The following is a 23,166-nucleotide window of genomic DNA, read 5'->3' on the forward strand; positions in this document are numbered from 1 at the left end:
CCGCGTGCGATCGACCGCGATCAATCGTCTTTTGCGCGGCTCGCGTTCGCCTCGTCGATCAGGCGCGACATTTCGACGGCCCGTTCGATGGTCTTGTCGTAATGGAAATGCAGCGTCGGCACCGTATGGATATGCAGGCGCCGGAACAGCTGATTGTGCAGATGACCCGCGGCGTGCGTCAGCGCTTCGAGCGTCTGCTGCGGGTCGCCCGTCAGCGTCGTGAAATACACCTTGGCGTGTGCGTAATCCGGCGTCAGCTCGACGCTCTGGATCGTCACGATGCCGATACGCGGGTCTTTGATTTCGCGCAGCAGCTCGGACAGATCGCGCTGGATCTGATCGGCGATCTGCACGTTGCGGTTAGGGGAAGAACGTTTCTTGGGCATGGTGAATCCGTAATCCGCTCTGGCGGATAGCAATGAGGTTCGCGTCCGGGCGGTTCAAGTGCAGGGACACGGGGCCCGCCATGCGCACACACATGCATGCGCGGCAGGCACAAAAACAAGGGGCGGAGCAAGGCGCCAAGCGCCCGCCCCGCCCCTTCAGCGTTGCGCCTGAATTACAGCGTACGCGCGACTTCCGTGACTTCGAAGACTTCGAACTGGTCGCCTTCGATGATGTCGTTGAAGTTCTTGATCGACATACCGCACTCGAAGCCCTGACGCACTTCCTTGACGTCGTCCTTGAAGCGCTTGAGCGAATCGAGCTCGCCCGTGTGGATCACGACGTTGTTGCGCAGCACGCGCACCGACGACGAGCGCTTGACGAAGCCGTCCGTGACCATACAACCGGCCACCGCGCCGACCTTCGGCACCTTGAAGACCTGACGCACTTCGACCATACCGGTGACGATCTCGCGCTTCTCCGGTGCCAGCATGCCCGACATCGCGGCCTTCACTTCATCCACAGCGTCATAGATGATGTTGTAGTAGCGAATGTCGATACCGTTGGCTTCCGCCAGCTTGCGCGCCTGTGCGTCCGCACGGGTGTTGAAGCCGATGATGACGGCCTTCGAAGCCGTGGCCAGGTTGACGTCGTTTTCGCTGATGCCACCCACTGCGCCGTGCACGATCTGCACGCGCACTTCGTCCGTGGAAAGCTTTTGCAGCGACTGCACCAGCGCTTCCTGCGAACCTTGCACGTCGGCCTTGACGATGAGCGGCAGGTACTGCACTTCGCCTTCGCCCATCTGTTCCAGCATGTTCTCGAGCTTCGCGGCCTGTTGCTTGGCCAGCTTGACGTCGCGGAACTTGCCTTGACGGAACAGCGCGACTTCACGCGCCTTGCGGTCGTCCGGCATGACGATGACTTCTTCGCCCGCCTGCGGCACTTCCGACAGACCCTGGATTTCCACCGGGATCGACGGACCCGCCGACTTGGTCGGCTTGCCGGTTTCGTCGAGCATGGCGCGCACGCGGCCATAGGCGCTACCGGCCAGCACGACGTCACCACGGTTCAACGTACCCGACTGCACCAGGATCGTTGCCACCGGACCCTTACCCTTATCGAGCTTCGCTTCGATGACGAGACCCTTGGCCGGTGCTTCGACCGGTGCCTTCAGTTCCAGCACTTCAGCCTGCAGCAACACGTTTTCGAGCAGATCGTCGATGCCCGAGCCAGTCTTGGCCGACACCGGCACGAACGGCGAATCGCCACCGTACTCTTCCGGCACGACGCCTTCCGCGACGAGTTCCTGCTTGACGCGCTCCGGATTCGCTTCCGGCTTGTCGATCTTGTTGATGGCGACGACGAGCGGCACGCCGCCAGCCTTCGCGTGGGCGATGGCTTCCTTCGTCTGCGGCATCACGCCGTCGTCAGCCGCCACCACCAGAATCACGATGTCCGTTGCCTTGGCACCGCGGGCACGCATGGCCGTAAAGGCCTCGTGACCCGGCGTGTCGAGGAACGTGATGACGCCACGCGGCGTTTCGACGTGATACGCGCCGATGTGCTGCGTAATCCCGCCCGCTTCACCTGCCGCCACCTTGGCGCGGCGGATGTAGTCGAGCAGCGAGGTCTTGCCGTGGTCGACGTGACCCATGACCGTGACGACCGGCGGACGCGGCAGCAATTCCGCGTCGGAGATTTCGCCTTCGACGAGCATCGCTTCCGGATCGTCCAGCTTGGCCGCAACCGCGTGGTGACCCAGTTCCTCGACGATGATCATCGCCGTTTCCTGGTCCAGCATCTGGTTGATCGTGACCATCTGGCCGAGCTTCATCATCGACTTGATGACTTCCGATGCCTTCACGGCCATCTTGTGCGCCAGATCGGCCACGGTGATGGTTTCCGGCACGTGTACTTCGCGCACGATCGGTTCGGTCGGCGCCTGGAACGTGGTGTTCTGTTCCTGATGCTTGCCGCGCCCCTTGGGGCCGCCGCGCCAGCCGCGATCCACACCGCCGCTGGTGTCGCCACGCGTCTTGATGCCACGGCGCTTGGCCGCGTCGTCCTGCCAGCCGCCCTTGCCCGCGCCCGGCTTCTTCTTGTCGCCCGCCGACGGTGCCGTCGTCGCAGCCGGAGCCGCCGCTGCCGGCTTCTTCGCTGCCGGACGTGCCGCTGCTGCGCCTTCCGGACGTGCCGGCTTGTGCAGCGTGCCCTTGGCTTCGGCTGCCTTCGCCGGTTCAGCCGGCTTGGCCGGTGCCGGTTCCGGCGCCTTGACCTGGGCCTTGCGCGGCGTGTTCATCATCTCGCGAATCGCGCGTGCTTCAGCCTCGGCGGCTGCACGGCGCTTGCTGACTTCTTCCTGCTCGGCACGCGTTTTCTCAGCGGCCTGACGCGCTGCGTCTTCCGCCTTCTTCGCTGCTTCGCGTTGCGCGGCCCGTTCGGCTGCCGCGCGTTCGTCGTCCTGCTCGGTCGTCGCTGCTGCCGGCGCTTCAGCCTGCACCGCTGCTTCGGCCTTCTTCTGCGCCGCCGCTTCAGCCGCAACCGCAGCGCGCTTCTTCGCCGCTTCTTCTTCAGCGCGACGACGCTCGGCTTCGGCCGCCTGTTCGCGTGCCTGACGCTCGGCTTCTTCGCGCTCCAGCTGCTCCTGACGCGCCTTCAGTTCCTGCGCCTGCTTTTCGAGCAACTCGGCTTCGTGACGCGCTTCTTCCTCGCGACGCTGAAGTTCGAGATCGTCCGTCTCGTTCTCGGCCTCGGCCACATGATTCGATGCATCGCCGCCTTCGCCACCGGTCTCATCACGGCGGACGAACGTGCGCTTCTTGCGCACCTCGACCTGAATGGTACGAGCCTTACCCGTCGCGTCGGACTGCTTGATTTCCGACGTATGCCGTTTCGTCAGCGTGATCTTGCGCTTGTCCGCATCAGTCGAGCCGTGAGACTTGCGCAAGTGGTCGAGCAGACGCGCCTTGTCCGTTTCGGACAAGGTGTCGTCTTCGCTCGCTTTGGTGACGCCTGCCGCCTGCAGCTGCTCAAGCAGCACGCCTGCAGGCATTTTCAGTTCCGCGGCAAATTGGGCTACGTTGTTACTCGCCATTCATTCCTCTTAATGCAAGGACCGATTCCTTGCGGTTAGCATCGGGTCATGCGGCCTGACGGCCGCTTCAATTTAGTGCGCCATGGTCATTTCTCACTGGAACCAATGTTCACGTGCTTTCATGATCAACGCCTTAGCGGCATCCTCTTCCATTCCGGTCATCTCGACCAATTCGTCTACCGCCAGCTCGGCCAGTTCGTCACGCGTGTGAATCTGGTGTTCTGCCAGCTTTGCGAGCAGGTCGGCGTCGATGCCGTCCAGGCTCTTCAGGTCGAGCGCTACGTTCTCGACCTTTTCTTCATTCGCGATGGCCATCGTCAACAACGCATCGCGTGAGCGATTGCGCAGTTCGTGAACGGTGTCTTCGTCGAACGCTTCGATTTCAAGCATCTCGTTGAGCGGCACATAAGCGATCTCTTCGAGGCTGGTGAAGCCTTCGTCGATCAGGATGTCGGCGACTTCTTCGTCGACATCGAGACGCGCCATGAACAGGTCACGCAGTACACCGCGTTCCTGATTCTGCTTTTGCGCAGATTCGTCCGGCGTCATGATATTGATCTGCCAGCCGGTGAGTTCGCTGGCAAGACGCACGTTCTGGCCGCTACGGCCGATTGCGACCGCCAGTTCGTTCTCGTCGACGACAACGTCCATCGAATGCTTTTCTTCATCGACGACGATTGACTGCACGGCTGCCGGCGCGAGCGCGCCGATCACAAACTGGGCGGGGTCTTCCGACCATAGCACGATGTCGACGTTTTCGCCACCGAGCTCATTACGCACCGCCTGCACGCGCGAACCGCGAATGCCGACGCAGGTACCGATCGGATCGATGCGCTTGTCGTAAGCCACCACGCCGATCTTGGCGCGCACGCCCGGATCACGCGCCGCAGCCTTGATTTCGAGCAGACCCTGCTCGATTTCCGGCACTTCCATCTCGAACAGCTTCATCAGGAACTCGGGCGCCGTACGCGACAGTTCGATCTGCGGACCGCGAGCGGTGCGATCGACCTTGGCGATGTAGGCACGCACGCGGTCGCCCACGCGCAGGTTTTCCTTCGGAATCAACTGGTCACGGCGCAGCAGCGCTTCGACACGGCCCGATTCGACGATGAAATTGCCCTTGTCGAGGCGCTTGACCGTACCGGTCATGATGTTTTCGCCGCGCTCGAGGAAATCGTTGAGGATCTGCTCGCGCTCTGCGTCGCGCACCTTCTGCAGGATCACCTGCTTGGCGGCCTGCGCGCCGATACGGCCAAATTCGATGGACGGCACCGGCTCTTCGATGAACTCGTCGAGCTGGATCTCGGGCTTTTGCTCGCGTGCTTCGAACAGCAGGATTTCCTGATCCGGTTCTTGCAGACCGGCTTCGTCCGGCACGACTTTCCAACGGCGAAACGTTTCGTGCTCGCCGCTTTCACGGTCGATCTGGACGCGGATGTCCGCGTCTTCTTCGAAGAGTTTCTTGGAGGCCGAAGCGAGCGCCGCTTCGAGCGCGGCAAATACCACGTCTTTGTCGACGTTCTTCTCGCGTGCCAGCGCATCCACCAGCATCAACACTTCGCGACTCATTGTTTGCGGCTCCTAAAGTCAACTTTCGGAACGAGGCGTGCTTTATCCATGTCCGCGAGCGTGAAATCGAGCATCGCAGCGCCTTCCTTCCCTTCAAATTCCAGACCGATCGTTTCGCCTTGCGGAGCATGCAGGATGCCCCGGTACGATTTCCGTCCGTCCAATGGCTTTTTCAATGTGATCACCACTTCGCTGCCCGCGAAGCGTTCAAAATCCGCCAGTTTCTTCAGCGGGCGGTCGAGACCGGGCGACGACACTTCGAGCCGCTCGTAATCGATATTTTCGACCGTAAGAACGTGCTGGAGCTGACGTGTGACTTTCTCGCAATCTTCGATCGCAATGCCGGCCGGCTGGTCGATGTAGATGCACAACATGCCGCGCCCGGTGCGCTCGAGATCGACGAGCTCGTAGCCGAGTCCCACGACCGTGGTTTCAATCAGTTCCGTCAGTTGCACAGTGCCCTCTTAGATGTTCGCGCAGCGAGCCTGCCGCCTGTTTTGCAAACAACCAATGCGGGCCGCGCGCCAAGCTGGCGCACGTTCGTGCTACCCGAGATGCCGAACCACAAACTAAAGCGGCAAAAAAAAATGGGCGAAACGCCCATCATTTTATTGCCGGTGGTCGCACCTGAGCCGCACATAAAAAGCCGCACGCCCAGCGACTCTGCGATTGTAGCCATTTTTCAGGACAAACGCAAACCGCCGGGGGCCGCGAGACGCGCATTTCCGCTTGATTTCACGGGAATCTTTGCGCTAGATGGGGGCGTTTGGCGCCTTAAGCAAGGTCGTGGCCGGGAAAGCCCCTGAATTCAGGGGCATGATCGCGTTCGCCATGGCCCGACGACCTGTTGCAGCGCCTGGGATTGGCTATGCGAGGCCGGGTATCGAGGCTGCGCGCCCTGCTTGTTTGCAGAAAGCGCGCATCGACGCCGACGCGATCTAGCGGCCGCGCGAACGGCCACGCGGACCCGCGCCACCGCGATTGGCACCCGGATTGGCATTGCCGCCGCCCGAGCGGTTGGCGTTGCCACCGCGATTGCCGCCCGCCGGGCCGCGGCCACCGCCGTTGCCCGGCGCGCCACCGTTCGCACCTGCGCGCTTGCCGCCGCCTGCCGCACGATTGCCGTTACCCGAAGGTGCGCGGTTGCCGTCGACATCACGACCGCCGCGCGGCATGCCCGCGCCACCGCCGCTGCTCATGGGGCCCGCGAAACCGCCACCGCTGGCGCCGCGGCCAGCACCGCGTCCGTAGCCGCCGCCAAAACCGGAGCCCGAACCTGCGCCGCCGCCAAAGCCACCGCCGGCCGCGCCGCGCCGTTGACCGCCGCCGCGTTGCGGCTGCTGATCGAAGCGGCCATGCGACATCAAGACCGGCTCGCGGTTGATGAAGCCCATCGACGTCTGCATCGGATCCGGCTGTTTGCGTTCCGGCGCCGCGCTGCGGCCGCCCTTTTCTTCGCTGGTCGCCTTCAGCCCGACCGACGCCATCAGGCTGCGCACCTGATTGTCTTCGAGCTCTTCCCAGCGGCCGCGCTTCAGCCCCTTGGGCAGCGAGATCGGACCATGACGCGTACGGATCAGGCGGCTCACCATCAGGCCGGCCGCTTCGAACATACGGCGCACTTCGCGGTTACGTCCTTCGGCGAGCGCAACGTGATACCAGTGATTGGTGCCTTCGCCGCCGCCATCACGGATGCGCAGGAAGTTGGCCGGGCCGTCTTCCAGTTCCACGCCATGCAGCAGCTTTTGACGCATGCCTTCCGCGAGTTCGCCAACCACGCGCACCGCGTATTCACGCTCGACGCTGTAGCGGGGATGCATGAAGCGGTTGGCCAGATCGCCCGAGGTGGTCAGCATCAGCAGACCTTCGGTGTTGAAGTCCAGACGCCCGACGGCGAGCCACTTGGCCGTTTTCATGGGCGGCAGCTTGTCGAACACGGAAGGACGGCCTTCCGGGTCCGCGTGACTGACGATTTCGCCGGTCGGCTTGTGATACAGCAGCACCCGTGGCGGCTTGTTCTGCAGCTTGCGCTTGACCGGCTTGCCGTTGATGCGGACCTGGTCGGTCGGCATGATGCGCTGGCCAATGTGCGCCGGCTCGCCATTCACCGACACACGGCCGGCGATAATCAGCTCTTCCATGTCGCGGCGCGAGCCCATGCCGGCTTCGGCGAGCACCTTGTGCAGCTTCGGTGCGTCGTCGTCCGGCGACAGCACGCGCTTTGGCGCGGCCGGCTTGCCACGGCGCAGCATCGGTGCGCGCACGCCGCCGGTGGTGCTGTTATCGGCGTCGAACGCGGGCGAGGTCACATAAGAAAACAGATCGTCCTGGGTGGCATCCGGCGTGGCCGCTGCCGCCGGCGCTTCGCCGCGACGATTCTGCCGGCCGCGGCCGCCTTCGCGCGGCTGACCGCCTTGCGACTGGCCATCCTGCTGGCCGCCACGCTGACCACCTTGTTTAGCACCTGCATTGCGGCGCGGACCTTGCCCCTTCGAACCCGGCTCCTTGCGCGGCATGCGCACCTGCGCGACCACCTCGCCGTCCGGCGGCGCCTCGGTCACGACCGGTTCCGGCGCGCCTTCCGCACCCTTCGCCTTGGCCCCCGCGCGACGCCGCGCGATCAGACTGCGCGGCCCGCGGCGCAGGCCGCGGCGCGGACGCTCCTCACCTTCCGCGCCCTGTGCCTCGGCCGGGCGCTCGCTGGTGCCTGCCGACGTCTGCGAAGTACGCGTGTCGTCGGCGCGCACGGCGTGCACGGCGCGCTCGGATTCGGACGAATCGGTGTCGTGGGTATCTGTCAAAACAACCTCAAAATGTCAGGTCGCGCGCGCCCATTGCGGGCGCGGCAAAAGTTCGGTTACGTCAGGCGCTGCGCGACGCGTTTTCGTCGTCGGTCAGTACGCCCGCGTCCTGTGCAGCATCGCGGCGGATTTCTTGATCGCCGTGCTCCACACGTGTCGGGTTCGGCTCGACGGCGTACTCCGTACTGCGAAGTTCGCCCGAGTCGTGCGCGGGTGTTGCCGGATCGGCCTGGGAGACCGGATCCTGATCTTTTGCAGCCTCGGCGGCGCTTTCGGCGGCTTCGGCATGCGCATGCGGTTCAGCTATTTCCGTTCCCGCCGACGCCACTACGTCTTGCTGGGCGGGCTCGGTGCGGGCAAATTCGTCCGCTTCGGGATGTTCTTGCGGCATTTCGCTGCTCGCCGGATGGTCTGCTTCCGGCTGACCAACGACGGGCTGCGCGCTTTCATGGGCGCTGTTCAATGCAGCCGCCAGCGGGTCATCGACATGCGCGGTTTCTTGCGAATCTGCCGCGTCGTCAGCGACTTCGGGCTGCGCGTCATGGGCGAGCGACTCGGCATCTGCTCCGACCTCGGCTCCGACCTCTGCCCCATCCACCGGCGACGCATCATCTTCCCCGACCGCTTCCCCGTCAGACTCGCTGCCAGTCGCGACCGCATCCGGAAACTCGATGGCATGCTGACCGAGCAGGTCCGCGTTGAGTTGCGCCGACGGGTCCGCAAGCGGCGGCAGCTCGTCCAGCGCCTTCAGTCCGAGGTCGTCGAGAAACTGCCGCGTCGTCGCGTACAACGCGGGACGGCCCGGCACATCGCGATGACCGATGACCTCGATCCAGCCGCGGTCTTCGAGTTGCTTCACGACCTGGGTATTCACGGTCACGCCGCGAATCTCTTCGATATCGCCCCGTGTGACCGGTTGCCGGTACGCAATAATCGCCAGCGTCTCGAGAACGGCGCGCGAATATTTTGGCGGCTTCTCGGGATGCAGCCGATCCAGATACGAACGCATCGCGGGCTTGCTTTGAAAGCGCCAGCCCGACGCCAGCCCGACCAGCTCGACGCCACGCCCGGACCAATCCTGCTTCAGGTCTTCGAGCAACGTGCGAACCGTATCTGCCGACACGCCGTCGGCAAAGAGCTTACGCAGCTCTCCGAGCTTCAATGGCTCCTGCGCACAGATCAAGGCAGTCTCGAGGACGATCTTCGCCTCTTGGGTATTCATGCAGCTAGGTCAGACCCTGTGGTCAAAGAACCGGATCAAACAGACGATGTGGAACTGAAGACGCGCTCGCCCGATTCTGATCGGTCATATTGATGGGAGCACGCACCGGGGGGAGGCGAAACAGGCAATCGAGCCAAACCCAGCCGGACGGAGCAGCGATATTCCTGAAAGGAATCGCGTGACTGAACGCCATATTACGCAAAAACAATCGGTGCGTAAAGACGAAATCCCCCTGATTCGGGCTTCCCGGGCATGACGATGCTAAATGCGGGCAAAACCCGCACGACGCGCACCCCGCATTGACTGTATTTGCTGCATTTGCTTTGAAAATTAATACGGCGTATTTGAAATGCGCCTAATCTGCCGCGTGGCGTTCCAGATATCCCTTGAGCCGCGCAATACCTTCGTCGAGCCGCGCGGTATCGCACGCGTAGCACCAGCGGACAAATCCTTCGCCCTCGGGACCAAACGCGCTGCCTGGCGCCAGGCCAAGTCCGACCTCACGCACCAGCGACTTGCACAACGCGAGGCTGTTGGCCGCGCCGGGCAGCGCGAAAAACAGGTACATCGCCCCTTGCGGCGCCTTGACGTCCACGCCCGGCAACGCCGACAGCGCCTGCATTAGATGATTGCGCGACGCCTTCAGATCACTCACCAGTTCGCGCGTGAACGGCTCCCCCTGCTCCACTGCCGCGATGCCCGCCTGCTGCACGAAGGCTGGCGCGCACGAGGTGTTGTATTCGACCAGCTTGCTCAGGTCGTCCATCAAGGCAGCGGGCGCGACGATCCAGCCGAGCCGCCACCCCGTCATCAGCCATGCTTTGGAAAACGAGTTCACGCAGATAACGCGCTCGTCGCGCGCAGCCAGATCCAGAAACGAAGGCGCCTGGCCGGCGGCGCCCGGCGGGGCGGCTGGGGCTGCGATTTGACCTGCGGGCTGACTCCCGATTGCGCCGTCCGGGTAATAGAGCCGCTCGTAGACCTCGTCGGCCACGATCCAGATGCCGTGACGGCGGCAATGCTCCAGCACGGTGCGCTGCTGCTCGCGCGTCATCACCCAGCCGGTCGGATTGTTCGGCGAATTGATCAGCAGCAGCCGCGTATCGGGCGTCAGCGCCGCCAGAAGCTGGTCGAGATCGAGCGTCCAGCCTTGCGTTCCATAGCCCAAAGCGACGGTTTCAACCGTCGCCCCGAGAATCTTCGGAATCTCGACCAGATTGGGCCAGAGCGGCGTCACGGCCACCACCCGGTCGCCCGCACCCACCACGAGCTGCGCGGCCAGCATCAATGCGTTGACGCCTGCACTCGTCACGGCAACATGCTCCACTGCGGTCGCGCCGTGCAGACGCGTGACGTACGCAGCGAGCGCGGCGCGCAGCGGTGCGATGCCCAGGTTATGTGTGTAGAAGGTCGCGCCGGCAGCGAGCGCACTGCTCGCCGCCGTACGGATGAACTCCGGCGTAACGCGATCAGACTCGCCGAACCAGAACGGCAGCACATTCTCGACGCCGAAACCGGCGTTGGCGACTTCGCGGATCTGCGAAGGCCGCAGGGCGCGCACGGCATCGCGCGCATTCGGCAAGAGGGGAAACGACAGATCCAGTTCGCTCATCAGGGCGTCCATGCAGGTAGTTCGAGGTTGGTTCGGCGTTGCTTGGGCGCTATTGCGCCGCTATTGCGCCAGAGATTTTGGGCAGACCGGCAGTGTAGCGCGGCGTGCCGTATGGCTGACGCGACGCGGGGTGCTCGCCGCGGTGCCCGCCTCCAGCCACCGTCAGCCGCCATCAGCGCAGATCCTCGGCCCGCGCAGGCAGCGTCTGGATCAAGCCCCACACGGCCTGCGCGGCGGGCGAGAGCGAGCGGTCGCGCCGCCGCACCAGTTCGACCGTGCGCTCGGCACGCGGCACCAGCGGCCGCGCCACCAGCGAGGTGTCCGCCGGCAACGGCAAGGCCAGCCACGGCAACACGCTGACGCCGATGCCCGCCTCCACCAGCCCGAACACTGTCGCCGAGTGCCCCAGTTCCTGCACCACGGTGGCGCTCACCCCCTGTTCCAGCATGACGGCGTCGATGATCGGCCGGCTGCCCGACGCGTGGTCGAGCATCACGAGTTGCTGCCCTTCGAGTTCGCTCCACGCCACCTGCTGACGGTCCGCCAATGGATGGTCGGCCCGTGACACGAGACAGAACGAGTCAGTCATCAAGGGCTCGCCCAGCAGATCGTCCGCGATGAACGGCCCGATGACCACGCCGAAATCGACCTCACCCGATTTGACCTTGCGCACTACGTCGCTCTGGACATCGTCGCGCAGTCCCAAGGTGATGAACGGGAACTGCTGCATGCAGGCGGCCACCACCTGCGGCATCAGCCGGCACGCCACGGTGGGGCTCGCGGCCACCACCACCCGTCCACGCCGCTGCTCGCCGATCTCGCGAATTTCGCGCAAGGCGTCGTCGAGATCGGTCAAGAGGCGCGAGACGCTCGACACCAGGTTGCCGCCCACATCCGTCAACTGCACCTCGCGCGTGGTTCGGTCGATCAGCTTCAGGCCGATCTCCGACTCCAGTTCGCGCACGCAGCGGCTTACCGCCGACTGCGTGAGGCCAATTTCGTCGCCCGCCCGGCTAAAGCTCTGCAGACGCGCGACTTCGATGAAAACCCTGAGTTGACGCAGCGTCACATTCATCCACAACCCTCATTAATCCCACATGTTCATGAGCATTCTATTGTTTCTTTTCACGCATCGCACCTCTTCCAATGTTTCGCTGCGATGCAGCAATAAGGCGCAGACGCACGCCAGGCGGGCTTGATTGCACAAGATTGGTGATTGTCCCGATTTGCGAGACCGTCATTTTGGATTCTTATACGCCCCTGACTAACGCCCGCGCTGGCCCGCAATGACGGGGCTTCGAGGTAGTTTTTTAATAGATGGCACGCTTCGTGCATTTGGATGCGCACTGGGTCGGCGTCATGGATCTGACTGGATCAGCAGAGCATGACAAGCCCGACCCCGCCTGGCACTCGCGATTGAGTGCATGCAGAGTGCGCGGCGCGGGGCAGCGCACCGGAGTTAGCTTCGCTGAGGTGAGACATGATGCTGTTCGACGATTTGAGAGACAACGAGTGGGCGCTGGTCGAGGCGTTGTTCTGTGCGGAGCCTGCACGGAGCGAACGACGCGGTCGGCCACGTGTGGAAGCGCGCGCGGTTGTCAATGCGGTTCTTTGGGTACTGTCGACGGGAGAAGGCTGGTCCAAGCTTCCCGGCCGCTACCCTTCGCCGCCGACCTGCCGCCGCCGCTTCGACGAGTGGCAAGCCGATGGTACCCTCGCCGAAATAGTTAAACGACTGGGCACGAGCGGACGCGAAATTTCTTTGCGCGGCCGGATCGGCGCCACCGCTGCCAAACCGCCGGCACCGCCGAGCCGCGACCGCCTGCGCGGCGCGTTCTGGACCAATCCGGAATCGTGGCGCGCTCCGGTCAAGATGGCCTGAGCATCCTGAGGTTTTCGCGTTGGGCGCCGGCAAGGCGCCCAACGTGTATCTGGGGTCGGCGCACTGGATTTTGCGTGGACGTCTCCAGACCCGCTCACCTGTGCACGCGAGCCGTGAAGCCGTCGCTAAAGCGCAGCGCCAATACACGGCACTGAAGCACGGCGCTAAGGGACTGCACTGAGGCACTGCACTAAAGCACTGCACTGGCACATAGACGGAAGGATCGCCCGCCGGCCCTTCCGTCGCCACCACTGCATCGAATCCCTGCGATTCATTACCTTGTAGTCATTCACCGTGCCCGACGCGGCGCGTTGAAACATCCATTTACTATTACTTACAGCGCGCTTTCGCTCCTCAGCATACCGTATGACTATGCACACGAGCCTGCCACGTCAGGTTTGAAGGGAGCCCAGCATGAAACCAATGTCACTGCTTCTGTGCGGCATTGTCGTTTCATCATTCGCCGCACCGGTCTTAGCACAACAAAAACCCCAGGGATGGAACTGGCGGCCGGACCGAGCCGCTTCCCTGGAAGCATGGCAGCAGGACGAACGCCCGCGCGACTTCACGCCGCCCGCGCCGCGGGGCGATCTGCGCGGCGATATCGCGAGCAACGTGCGCGAGCGGCCCGACCCGTCGCGTGGCGGAGGGCCGCGTCATCGCTAAGCAATCTGAGGAAATAAGCGTGATGCGAACGGGTATACCCCGGCGCCAGATTGGCCAATCGAGGGGAACCAGGCGGTCATGCGCCAGTCTCAATTCATGCCATTAGCACAGCGTGGCAGAAGTAATTCCGGTACGCCCGTATCCTCGCGATACGGGCTTTTTTTTGCCTTGAATTGTGCAGCTTAAGGTGCACGCGAAGCGCGTTCGGGTGCATTAGCCCGCGCAGAGTGGCCGATGCATGTAAGGGTGTGTTACCGAAGCAAGGTCGAAATCACGCTACGCGTGAAATCGCTCAGCGTTAACCATGCATTGAGGCTGCATTGCGGCAGCGTTGAGGCGCAATGCGCCGCTGGCGCATTCCTGCGCCAGATGACCGGAAAAACCGCGACGAACCGGACGAAGCCCTATGGGCGCACTTCCAGATCAACCGTGCGGGTTTCCGCGGCGACGGCGACGTAGTCGTTCAACTTGCGCGCGGTCCAGCTGAGCGATCGTTCATCGCGCTCGAGCCGGGTAAATTCAGCCCGGCCGCGCTCGGTGAGGACGGCGATATCGACTGGTGCGTGAAACCCCGGAGCGGGTGCAACTGTGCGTTGCCTGACCGTCTCCATCAAGCCAAGGGCGCGCAGATATTCGAATACTCCGGGACGTCTGGCCCAGGGGACCTGGCGGTATTGCGCCCGCCGCAGCGCTTCAAGAACTACTTCGTTGGAATACGTTGTCATCTCACTTCTTTCTTAAAGTGCAGCCATGACACATCTTCGTGCAGCCCGTCACCGCGCCACCAGTGACGCGCGTAGCACCCACTCGTGGCGGAAGCTTCCATCGCAATGCGCGAAGTCACCGTCTTCCGCCAGGCGCTGCCTGTCATTCCTCTATTCGGGACCCCCGATCCGAACCCATGATAGCGTTCGGTCCACGTGCCTGCGATGCAACCCGAGCGGTGCGATAGCAGCAGCGTGAATGCCCTGAAAACCATACGTTACCCCATTTAAATTGATTCTATTCATTTTATTGACGCTTTTTTTCGCAGCAATTCTGCTAATGCGCAAGGCGCGCATCGTGGTTGCGGTGACGGGTGTCATCTTCTTCTGGCTGCTGGCGGCGGGCTGGCTCGCGGCCCCGCTGCTCGACTGGGCTCAACGGCCGCCCACTCCCGCTGCGCCGACGCCGCTGACCTATGGGGCACGCACCATGATCGTCATGCTCGGCACCGGCACCGAATATGACGCGGACCACAAACTGGTGCCGAAGAAAGACGCCTTTGCCCGCATCGGCACGAGTGCGGCGATTTACGATGCCTGCAAACACAGCGGCGCCATGTGCAAAGTCATCATCGCGGGTGGCAATCCGCAGAAGCACGAAGCGTCGGAGGCCGATAATTACCTTCCCTATCTTCTCGCGAAACAGGTGCCCCGGGCGGACGTCATCCTCGAGAACCGCAGCCGCACCACCTACGAAAACGCGCGCAACGTCGCTGCGATTTTGCGCGACACGCCCTACGACGGACTGATTCTGGTCACCTCCGCCTACCAGATGCCGCGCGCGCTGCTCGATTTTCATCGCTTCGGATTGCAGCCCGAACCGCTGGTCTCGAATACGCGCCATGTACAACCGGGCGTATTGCCGCGCTTCGACAATCTGATGGCCGCAGACCTTGCGATGCATGAGTTGATCGGTATCGCCCAGTTTTATGTTTATCGCCTGCTTGGCTGGTTCTAGGCCACCGTTTCAAATTGATCAGGTATGCCAACTAATTGAGCCAACGCCACGTGTGATATCTGGCATCTGGTGTGTCACCAAAGCTTGCGTAATTTGCCAAGACGGCGAGGCGTGCGGCGCGAGCGCGGCGCATACTGTTTTTCCTGTCCTTCGTTCTGCTGACCGCACTCCGGTAATCATTACACCTTCACAGAGCCTCGCCCGACAGATCCAAGCTGACAAGCGCTTTCACAGTCGTAACTAAATGTAACTATCTGTCATATCTGTTACAAAGGGTCTGTTGGAGCGGATATTGCTGGCTAGAATGCAGTGTCCTTACGACCGGACAGACTGTCCGTGGCCACAACCACTCTACGGAGGTAAAGATGAAGAAAGTGTCCCTGGCAATCCTCGTTTCTCTTTCGGCCCTGACGGGCGCCGCTTACGCGCAGGACAACGGCGTCACGATGAGCACCGATCCGGCCAAGGCAGCCGACGTCGAGCAGCGCGCTCAGGCACTGCAAGACCAGCAGCAAAGCATGCACACCGACATGCCGATGAAACACCACAAGGCGCCCATGCACCACAAGAAGGCTGCTAGCCAATAACCGCTGCTGAGCGGTTGGCTGCCCTGCTCTTCCTCGCAGCAGCGTTGTAAATGTGAAAAAGCCGAAGCCGGCATTACCGGCTTCGGCTTTTTTGCGTCGTGGCGCCTCGCGACGGTATGCTAAAGTCGCGCACCGAACTACCCCCAACCCGTGCGCACCCTGGTGCGGAGGACAGAATGAGCAACATCCAGCTGGACATCGAATGGACCGAAGCGGCATCGCGCAAGATCGAAAAGCTGATGCCGCGCGGCGGTCAGGAAGCCTTTCTCGCGCTGCCCCCGGTTGAGTGCCTGCCTATGGAAGGCGATGTGCTGTTTCTCGGCCCCGATGGCAAGCAACAGCCGTTTATCGTCGCGGAGCGTCAGTATCATCACGACGGCGATGCGGACTGGACCATCATCCTGATTCTCGACGTCCCACAGTCGACTCATTGATGCCGCAGCGGGCGTAGGCGTAATGCAAACGTGACGCCGACGTGATGCCTGCGCCCTGGGTCGACACTCTGTCAGACGAAACGCTCTGACGAGCACGAACCGAGACGTCTGTAAAAAGTCGGGACACGATTGCCTCGTCCCGATTCTTGCAGCCGGGCCAACAAACCAGGCCAGCGCGGTGGTGCATTTCCCTATGACGCGAGCGTTGCCTTCCGGCGTGCGAGCACTGCGATTTCCGCCATTCCAGGTTGCCGCGAACCAACCCGCATCGCATTCACCGCCCTCCCAATCTGCGCGCAATAGAAGCGCTGGCTTACCTCCGGGCAAGCGCACGGCCGGCATCGGCCTACCCTTTTCGGACAAGCGGCGAACCTGGAGTTTGGCGTGTATATGCCGGGCGCCCGTGCTAGCGTATTCTTAAATTCGTGCGCGTTGGACAGTGTGTGATTCCGCGTACATTCACACCGAGTCCAACTTGCTAGACTGTTTTTCGACCACTCTGTCGGGGGCCAGCATGGCTGGTATTGATCTGCGCATCTCCAGTAAGCGTGCGGACTGCCCTGCCAGCGCCGTTGCCCCGTGCATGTTCAATGCATCGCGCAGCGGTCTCCGTCTCTCACTGTTCAACCTGCCTGGCAGCGCATCGTCATGCCTTCCGTCGAAGAACTGACACTCAGCGGCCTGCTGCCCCATCTGGTGCGCGATGAAAGCGGCTGGACCGCGACATGGCGCGCCCTCACGCTGCACAGCGTATTTCAGCCAGTGCTGTCGATCACGCATCAGCGGATCGTCGGCTACGAAGCGCTGTTGCGCGCCTTCGATCCGGTCGGTCTGCCGGTGTCGCCCGATGTCCTTTTCTCCGGCACGCGCTCCGCGAACGAAGCCCGCGAACTCGACCGCATTGCACGCTGCCTGCATGTCGCCAACTTCATGGAACAGAACGTCCCGGTTGGCTGGCTGTTCCTCAATACGCGGCCGCAGGTGTTCGAAACCGGCTGGCCGCAACGCGCGTTCATCGACGAACTATCCGCGCATTTCGGACTGCCGCAGGACCGCATCGTGATCGAGGTACTCGAACAGCCGGCCGACGACGAATCCGCGGTTGCCAGCATGTTGACCGCTTCGCAACCGCGAGACTTCCTGATCGCCATCGACGACTTCGGCACGGGCTTCTCCAATTTCGACCGCGTGTGGCGCTTTCGTCCCGACATCGTCAAGCTCGACCGTTCGCTGGTGGCGCGAGCCGGCAAGCGCCAGGGCGACGAATCGCTGATTGGGCACCTGATCGCCATGCTGCATCAATCCGGCACGCTGGTGCTCGCTGAAGGCGTCGAGACCGACGATGAACTGATGATCCTGATGCAAGCCGACGTCGACTTCGTGCAGGGTTTCTGGCTCGGTCAACCGAAGGGTTCGGTACAGGCGGCATGCGCGAAGGTGCCGGCGCTGATCGAATCCATGTGGCGCAAATTTGCCGATTACGAGCGCAAACATGCCCGTCATCAGCGCCTGGGTTTCGAGGGGTTCGCCGAAGCCGTGCTGGCGGCCGCGCGCAGCTTCGCCGGCAGTGGCGACCTCGCGCAGGCAGCCCAGGAAGTCTTTCACATTCCCGAGGCACGCCGGGTGTTCGTTACGGATGCACAAGGCGAGCAGAAGCGTCCCTCGGTCTGCGCGCCCTCTGTTCCGCCACCACCGCAGCGCCTCGCACCGCTCCTCGCGACCACCCGCAGCAACTGGTCACGGCGCGCCTATTTCAAGCACGCGCTGGCCGCGCCAGGCCGGGTCGCGATGATGGGCCCGCATTACTCGCTGATCGACGGCGAAGATTGTTATACCGCGGCCGTGACGCTCGAACGCGATGGTGAAACGGCGATTCTGTGCGTCGATTTCATACCCGGCGTGTCGGGAAAATCCCGGCGATAAACGCGCTCCGCGGCTAGTTCAATCACGTGTGTCGTCACACGCAGTTGCGCGCAGTCATGCCCGCAGTAATGCGCGCCGTTGCGGCTGCGTCTCACGCACTCAACTACGCATTCAATCGCGCCTTCAGCGACCACTCGCACGAGCGCGGACCGGCCAATCGGCTTCAGTCATCCACGCGGGCGCGTCCGGATTTGATCTCGCTGCGCTTCGCCTTGCCGTCCAGCCGACGCCGAATGGATGCGCGCGTTGGTCGCGTCGCCACGCGCGGCGTGCGGGTGATGCTGACGCTCTGGATCAGCTCGTCGAGACGCGCCAGCGCGGCGGCACGGTTCATCTCCTGAGTGCGATGTTCCTGCGATTTGATGATGACCACGCCATCGCGCGTGAGGCGGCGGTCCGACAATGCCAGCAGCCGCATCTTGAGCACCTCGGGCAGCGACGACGCGCGCACGTCGAAGCGCAGGTGAATCGCACTTGAAACCTTGTTGACGTTCTGCCCGCCCGCCCCTTGTGCGCGCACAGCAGTGAGTTCAATTTCGTCGGGCGGGATCGGATAGCGGGAAGTCATGGCCGGGTATAGAACAACGAAGCGCAAGTGTACACAGGGAAAGCGGCGCCCATCCTAAAGCAGTTGCCCGTCATCGGCGCCTCGCGGATACTGCACCCATCGCTTACAACGTCAGTCAACATGAAACTGCGTCCTGCTTTCGTGCTGGAACTCGTCGTCAATTTCCTCCTGCCGTGGCTCGCCTACAAGTTCGCCGCGCCGCGCTGGGGAGAAGCCGGTGGCCTGATCGCCTCAGCCGTGCCCCCGGTGCTATGGAGCATCGTCGAGCTGGCGCGTTTTCGCCGCGTCGACGCGCTCAGCCTGATCGTGCTGCTCGGCATCGCGCTCTCGATCGGCGCAATGGCGCTGGGCGGCAGTCCGCGCATGTTGCTGCTGCGCGAATCGCTGGTGTCCGGCGCCGTGGGCGTGGCCTTTCTGCTCTCACTGCCCATGCGCCGACCGCTGATTTTTTACCTGGCCCGCGCCACCATTGCGCGCGAAGTAGCCGGCGGGGCCGCGCGTCTGGATGCACTGTGGCACGACAGCCCCGCGTTTGCCGTATCAATGCGCCTGATGACCGCGGTCTGGGGCGTTGGCCTGACCTGCGAAACCACCGTGCGTTCGTGGATGGCCTGGACCTGGCCAATCGAGCGCTTCCTCGTGGTCTCCCCGCTGGTGGGCTACGGCATCTACGGCGTACTGCTGGCATGGACGCTGTGGTACCGCAAGACCCTGCAACGCCGCGCGAACCAGGACGGCCAACCGGACAGCATCCTCGGCTAGCGCGCCACCGTGGCGTTCATTGATCACGATTCTGTGCAGCGTTTCGCGCATCTGCAACCGAGCCGCCAACGAGCCGGTCCAATCCTGCATTGCGCGGCCCATTGAAGCGACGGCCACCAGCATAGCAACATCAATAACACAACGAAACCTGGCCGAATGGCCGAGGTCAGAAGCCCCATAAAATCAGTTAGACTCAGTCACGGTTTTGGGGCCGTCCCTACAATCCTTTTTGGCGTGGTACGAAAACCAGGCAGTCGATGCGCTATTCGGTAGAGATCAAAAAATTCCTCTATAGCCAGTACTTTTATGGCGGGCTGCGGATCGCAGTGGGCGTCTCTTTACCGCCCGTGCTTTGTCTGCTGCTGTTCCACCAGCGCGACCTCGGCTTTACCATCGCCACCGGCGCACTGGGCGCATGCGTGGTCGACATGCCGGGTCCGCTCAAGTACAAGCACAACGAAATGCTTGCGTGCAGCGTCATCGGCTTTCTGTCGGCGCTCGCTACCGGGCTCGCCACGGTCAACGCGGTGGCGCTCTGGTGCACTGTCGTACCGCTCACGTTCGTGCTGTCGTTGATCGTGGTGTACGGCAACCGCTGGCCGCAGATCAGCTTTGCCACGCTCTTCATGATGATCATGACGCTTGAAGAGCACTTCACGCCGCTGCAGGCGCTCGTCAACGCTTCGTGGATTCTCGCGGGCGGCCTCTTCTACACGTACTGGTCCACCTTCGTGAGCCGCTGGCAAATGCATCGCATCGAACAGCAGGCGCTTGCTGAAAGCGTGTTTGCGTGCGCGGATTATCTGCTCGCGCGCGCGGATTTCTACGATCTGGACAACGATCTCGACGACTGTTACCGCAACCTCGTCGCGCGGCAGATCGCGGCAGTGGAACGTCAGGACGCGGCCCGTGACATCGTGCTGCGCAATCTGCCCAAGCTGAAAATGGGCAAGCTCGAGCCACGCCGTGCCATGCTGTTCAATCTGTTCATCAACACGGTGGACCTGCACGAGCTGTTCGTGGGTGCGCATACCGATTACCCGATGGTGCGCAACACGTTCGGCGGCTCGGACATGCTGACGTTCTACCGCGACCTGATTCGCAAGGCCGCGGCCGATCTCGAGGAAATTGGCCTGGCGGTGCTGCAGAACCATCCCCCGCGCAGCCGCGTCAACGTCAAGGCTGAATTGCGCGCCATCGAGTTCGAGATCGAGCTGATGCGCAAGCAGGATCTGCCGGTGAAAAATCCGGAGGCGTATTCGGCGGTGTCGGCTACCTTCCGGCGCCTGTGGAGCGCCACGCGCCTGATCGACAAGATGCGTCAGAGTCTTTCGAGTGAGGCGCGTACCACCGAAACGGAGCTGCGTCTCGACCAGGCGTTGACGCGTTTCGTGTCGAGCCGCCGTGTGCCGTTCGGGCAGATTTTCTCGAACCTGACCATGGCGTCGCCGAGCTTTCGGCACGCGTTGCGCGTGACCATCGCGGTGGCGGTCGGCTTCTGGCTCGGGCGCCTGCTGCCGCTCACCAACGCCTACTGGATCGTGATGACCACGGTCATCATTCTGAAGCCCGGTTATTCGCTCACGAAACAGCGCAACGGGCAGCGGATCGTCGGCACGCTGATTGGCTGCGCGGCGAGCATCGCGCTCATCGTGTTCGTCAAGCAGCCCGCGGTGCTGCTCGTCGTGATGTTCGCGTGCATGGTGATGAGCTACAGCCTGCTGTTGTTCAATTACGCGGCGAGCGTGGTGTTCACCTCGTCCTACGTGCTGCTGATGTTCCATCTGCTGGCGCCGGGCAGCATGCGGATCATTGGCGAGCGCGCCATCGACACGCTGGTTGGCTGCGCCATCGCGATTGCCGCGAGCCATCTGTTCCCATACTGGGAGTACCGGCTGATGGGCAAACTCGTCAACAGCATGATTGCCGCGACGCGGCAATACCTTGAGGCGAGTTGGTGGTGGGGCGGCAAACCGGAACCGGTGGCCGCCGAGGTCGTCACCGAGTCTGGCGCACGGGTGCCAGCCGTGGCAATGGCGAACCCCAGCGTGAGTTTCGCCGCCGCCAGAAGCGGCGTGGCGCCTTCCGTGGTGGGTGTGAACGCAAAGGCGGGGGCGTCGAACGAAGGTCGGTCCATCGGCGCCGAGGCAGCGGCAATGCAAGAGATCCCGGCCGAAACGGTCGAATCAGCAGCTATGGCAATGGCGACGCTCGAACAGGACCGCGCGGTTCAGAACGTTGCGGCGATAACGAGTGCGGATGCGGGCAGCGTGCCTCTGCAAACCGCGACGGTATCGTCGCCTGCGGGCGCTTCTGCTATCGCTGCTTCTGCGGCTTCTGCTGCCGCTTCTGCTTCAAGCACGTCTACCCATCCCCAGCCTTCCGCCAATAACGCCGCCTCAGCCGCCGCGCTGGCCCTCGAACGCGACTATCGCTACCGCCTCGCGCGCAAGAATGTCCATGTGGCCTTTGCCAATCTCGGTCAGGCGTTCCAGCGCATGATGCTGGAGCCAAAAGCTGCGCAGAAGTTTGTCCCGGAACTCAATGATCTGCTGGTGCGCAGCCACGTGCTGGCATCGCAGATCACCGCAGCGGCGCCGCTCTTGCGCATCTCGGCGCAGCAACCGGAGAGCGTGTCCCTGCAACCCTTGCAACGAGTGCTGAGCGTAGTGCGCGACAACCTTACGGAGGCCGAGGCTGGCAGCGCACCGCCGCCCGATCAGGCGGAGATGACGAAGCAGCTGGCGCGGGAACTCGACACGATGGTGGTGGAGGCGGAGAAGTCGCCCGACTACTCAGCGGACGCAGTGCACGAGTTGAAGCTGCTCGCTCACCAATGCAAACAGATGCTCACCGCAGCCAACCTGATCCGCCGGGACGCGAGTGTGATCCGTTTGCCGGACGCATGACAGGACGCATGAGAGGGCGCCTGAGATGACGCCTGAGGGGCCGCATGAGCGAATGCTTGAGGGACGCCTGAGAGGACGCTCAGAGAGACGCCCAAGGCGACGCTCGAAGGTTCAGCGCGGAAGCGTTGGCCGCACCCGCTTCACTGCGATGCGCCCTTCGCTCCCACTGCCGCCGCGGCTGTCGATGCCACCGAAGGCGGGCTGACATTGTCCCGGTCGAACTCGCGCTTGCCACTGATCGCGTTGTAGAGAAGCGTCGCAATGACCAGCAGCACCGCGACCACGATAAAGATGGCGATACCGAAGGTGGGATTCTTCTTGCGCGGTTCGTTCATGGGGCAACTCGGCTCATGGGTAAAGTCCAGGAAGGGTGGCATTCTACGCCCACCTGCCTTCCACATGCCTTGCAGCCGCATATTCCAGGCCCGCTCGCGGCCCTTTCCGGCACGCCTCGACCCTCGCGCTTTGCGACACTCTCACCGCCGTCCGACTAGCGCCCTTCCGCCACCGCGGACGGCCGTACCGGCAAGGCCGTCGAGTATTTGATCTGCTCCATCGCGAAGCTCGAACTGACGTCGTAGAGCGGCACGGCGCCAATCAATTGCTTGTAGACACGGTCGTAATCGTCGATGTCGGAGACGACGACACGCAGCAGGTAATCGGTCTCGCCGCTCATCCGATACACCTCCACCACCTCGGGAATATCCCGCACGGCGCGTGTAAAAGTCGCCGCCCATTCTTCCGTGTGCTGATTCGTGCGCACCGCGACGAACACCGTCGTCCCGACCCCGAGCTTGCGCGCATCGCATAGCGCCACCTGGGCGCGAATTACGCCTGCGTCCTTGAGCCGTTGCAGGCGTTTCCAGCACGGCGTCTGCGAGAGATTCACGCGCTGCGCCAGTTCGGCCACAGGCATGGTGGCGTCTTCCTGAAGCAGTTCGAGCAGCTTTCGATCAATGATATCCATTCCCATGACGGCCCTTGTCTAGAAAATTATTCTACTTTTTCAGGATGTGAGGGAATTATAT

The 23,166-nt window shown here is 62.7% G+C and carries 19 protein-coding genes and 1 pseudogene; 8 read left to right on the forward strand and 12 right to left on the reverse strand.

Features of this window, described 5'->3' with window-relative positions:
- Positions 1-20 precede the first annotated feature (20 nt).
- The 8 genes from rbfA to D0B32_RS10825 all read right to left on the reverse strand — a co-directional run bounded on the left by rbfA (position 21) and on the right by D0B32_RS10825 (position 11,760).
- Positions 21-386, reverse strand: coding sequence for a 30S ribosome-binding factor RbfA (gene rbfA / locus D0B32_RS10785; RefSeq protein ID WP_117333930.1), 366 nt, complete (start codon positions 384-386; stop codon positions 21-23).
- Positions 387-559: 173 nt separating this feature from the next.
- Positions 560-3,481 carry a translation initiation factor IF-2 gene (gene infB, locus D0B32_RS10790; protein ID WP_117333931.1) on the reverse strand — a complete coding sequence of 974 codons (2,922 nt, stop codon included), beginning with the start codon at positions 3,479-3,481 and terminating at the stop codon, positions 560-562.
- A gap of 93 nt (positions 3,482-3,574) precedes the next feature.
- Positions 3,575-5,050 (reverse strand): transcription termination factor NusA, encoded by a 1,476-nt coding sequence (gene nusA, locus D0B32_RS10795; RefSeq protein WP_117333932.1) that lies wholly within the window; start codon positions 5,048-5,050, stop codon positions 3,575-3,577.
- Positions 5,047-5,505, reverse strand: a complete 459-nt coding sequence (gene rimP / locus D0B32_RS10800) for a ribosome maturation factor RimP (protein WP_007182297.1) — start codon at positions 5,503-5,505, stop codon at positions 5,047-5,049. The genes nusA and rimP overlap by 4 nt, the downstream gene beginning before the upstream one ends.
- Before the next feature lie 483 nt (positions 5,506-5,988).
- The gene (gene rluB, locus D0B32_RS10810; RefSeq protein ID WP_117333934.1) at positions 5,989-7,851 is read right to left on the reverse strand and encodes a 23S rRNA pseudouridine(2605) synthase RluB; all 1,863 of its coding nucleotides are present in this window, start codon (positions 7,849-7,851) and stop codon (positions 5,989-5,991) included.
- 61 nt (positions 7,852-7,912) lie between these two features.
- Positions 7,913-9,073 (reverse strand): SMC-Scp complex subunit ScpB, encoded by a 1,161-nt coding sequence (gene scpB, locus D0B32_RS10815; protein ID WP_117333935.1) that lies wholly within the window; start codon positions 9,071-9,073, stop codon positions 7,913-7,915.
- A 355-nt stretch (positions 9,074-9,428) separates the two neighbouring features.
- The gene (locus tag D0B32_RS10820; RefSeq protein ID WP_117334173.1) at positions 9,429-10,685 is read right to left on the reverse strand and encodes a pyridoxal phosphate-dependent aminotransferase; all 1,257 of its coding nucleotides are present in this window, start codon (positions 10,683-10,685) and stop codon (positions 9,429-9,431) included.
- Between the two features lie 172 nt (positions 10,686-10,857).
- Complete coding sequence (locus tag D0B32_RS10825) at positions 10,858-11,760, reverse strand: LysR family transcriptional regulator (RefSeq protein WP_117333936.1); 903 nt, start codon at positions 11,758-11,760, stop codon at positions 10,858-10,860.
- Between the two features lie 408 nt (positions 11,761-12,168).
- On the opposite strand from D0B32_RS10825, the pseudogene D0B32_RS10830 reads away from it, so the two are divergent.
- A pseudogene (locus D0B32_RS10830) lies at positions 12,169-12,564 on the forward strand (transposase); the annotation flags it as partial.
- 417 nt (positions 12,565-12,981) lie between these two features.
- Positions 12,982-13,233, forward strand: coding sequence for a hypothetical protein (locus tag D0B32_RS10835; RefSeq protein WP_117333937.1), 252 nt, complete (start codon positions 12,982-12,984; stop codon positions 13,231-13,233).
- 404 nt (positions 13,234-13,637) lie between these two features.
- On the opposite strand, the gene D0B32_RS10840 is transcribed toward D0B32_RS10835, so the two are convergent.
- Complete coding sequence (locus D0B32_RS10840; RefSeq protein WP_117333938.1) at positions 13,638-13,958, reverse strand: hypothetical protein; 321 nt, start codon at positions 13,956-13,958, stop codon at positions 13,638-13,640.
- Between the two features lie 319 nt (positions 13,959-14,277).
- On the opposite strand from D0B32_RS10840, the gene D0B32_RS10845 reads away from it, so the two are divergent.
- The 4 genes from D0B32_RS10845 to D0B32_RS10860 all read left to right on the forward strand — a co-directional run bounded on the left by D0B32_RS10845 (position 14,278) and on the right by D0B32_RS10860 (position 17,899).
- Positions 14,278-14,955, forward strand: a complete 678-nt coding sequence (locus D0B32_RS10845) for a YdcF family protein (protein WP_181969777.1) — start codon at positions 14,278-14,280, stop codon at positions 14,953-14,955.
- Positions 14,956-15,320: 365 nt separating this feature from the next.
- Positions 15,321-15,542, forward strand: coding sequence for a hypothetical protein (locus D0B32_RS10850; protein ID WP_117333939.1), 222 nt, complete (start codon positions 15,321-15,323; stop codon positions 15,540-15,542).
- 176 nt (positions 15,543-15,718) lie between these two features.
- Positions 15,719-15,976 (forward strand): DNA-binding protein, encoded by a 258-nt coding sequence (locus tag D0B32_RS10855; RefSeq protein WP_117333940.1) that lies wholly within the window; start codon positions 15,719-15,721, stop codon positions 15,974-15,976.
- A gap of 648 nt (positions 15,977-16,624) precedes the next feature.
- Positions 16,625-17,899 carry an EAL domain-containing protein gene (locus D0B32_RS10860; protein ID WP_117333941.1) on the forward strand — a complete coding sequence of 425 codons (1,275 nt, stop codon included), beginning with the start codon at positions 16,625-16,627 and terminating at the stop codon, positions 17,897-17,899.
- A gap of 163 nt (positions 17,900-18,062) precedes the next feature.
- On the opposite strand, the gene arfB is transcribed toward D0B32_RS10860, so the two are convergent.
- The gene (gene arfB / locus D0B32_RS10865; RefSeq protein WP_117333942.1) at positions 18,063-18,467 is read right to left on the reverse strand and encodes an alternative ribosome rescue aminoacyl-tRNA hydrolase ArfB; all 405 of its coding nucleotides are present in this window, start codon (positions 18,465-18,467) and stop codon (positions 18,063-18,065) included.
- A 120-nt stretch (positions 18,468-18,587) separates the two neighbouring features.
- Between arfB and D0B32_RS10870 the strand changes: the two genes are divergently transcribed.
- Together D0B32_RS10870 and D0B32_RS10875 are read left to right on the forward strand one after the other, a co-directional pair.
- Positions 18,588-19,229, forward strand: coding sequence for a VC0807 family protein (locus D0B32_RS10870; protein ID WP_117333943.1), 642 nt, complete (start codon positions 18,588-18,590; stop codon positions 19,227-19,229).
- A gap of 257 nt (positions 19,230-19,486) precedes the next feature.
- Entirely contained in the window at positions 19,487-22,138 is a 2,652-nt protein-coding gene (locus D0B32_RS10875; protein WP_117333944.1) for an FUSC family protein, read from the forward strand.
- A 140-nt stretch (positions 22,139-22,278) separates the two neighbouring features.
- On the opposite strand, the gene D0B32_RS10880 is transcribed toward D0B32_RS10875, so the two are convergent.
- Positions 22,279-22,473, reverse strand: coding sequence for a hypothetical protein (locus tag D0B32_RS10880; protein ID WP_117333945.1), 195 nt, complete (start codon positions 22,471-22,473; stop codon positions 22,279-22,281).
- 155 nt (positions 22,474-22,628) lie between these two features.
- Positions 22,629-23,111 (reverse strand): Lrp/AsnC family transcriptional regulator, encoded by a 483-nt coding sequence (locus tag D0B32_RS10885; RefSeq protein ID WP_117333946.1) that lies wholly within the window; start codon positions 23,109-23,111, stop codon positions 22,629-22,631.
- Positions 23,112-23,166: the final 55 nt, after the last annotated feature.

This window comes from Paraburkholderia sp. DHOC27, from assembly GCF_003429005.1.
In the GTDB taxonomy this organism is placed as follows: domain Bacteria; phylum Pseudomonadota; class Gammaproteobacteria; order Burkholderiales; family Burkholderiaceae; genus Paraburkholderia.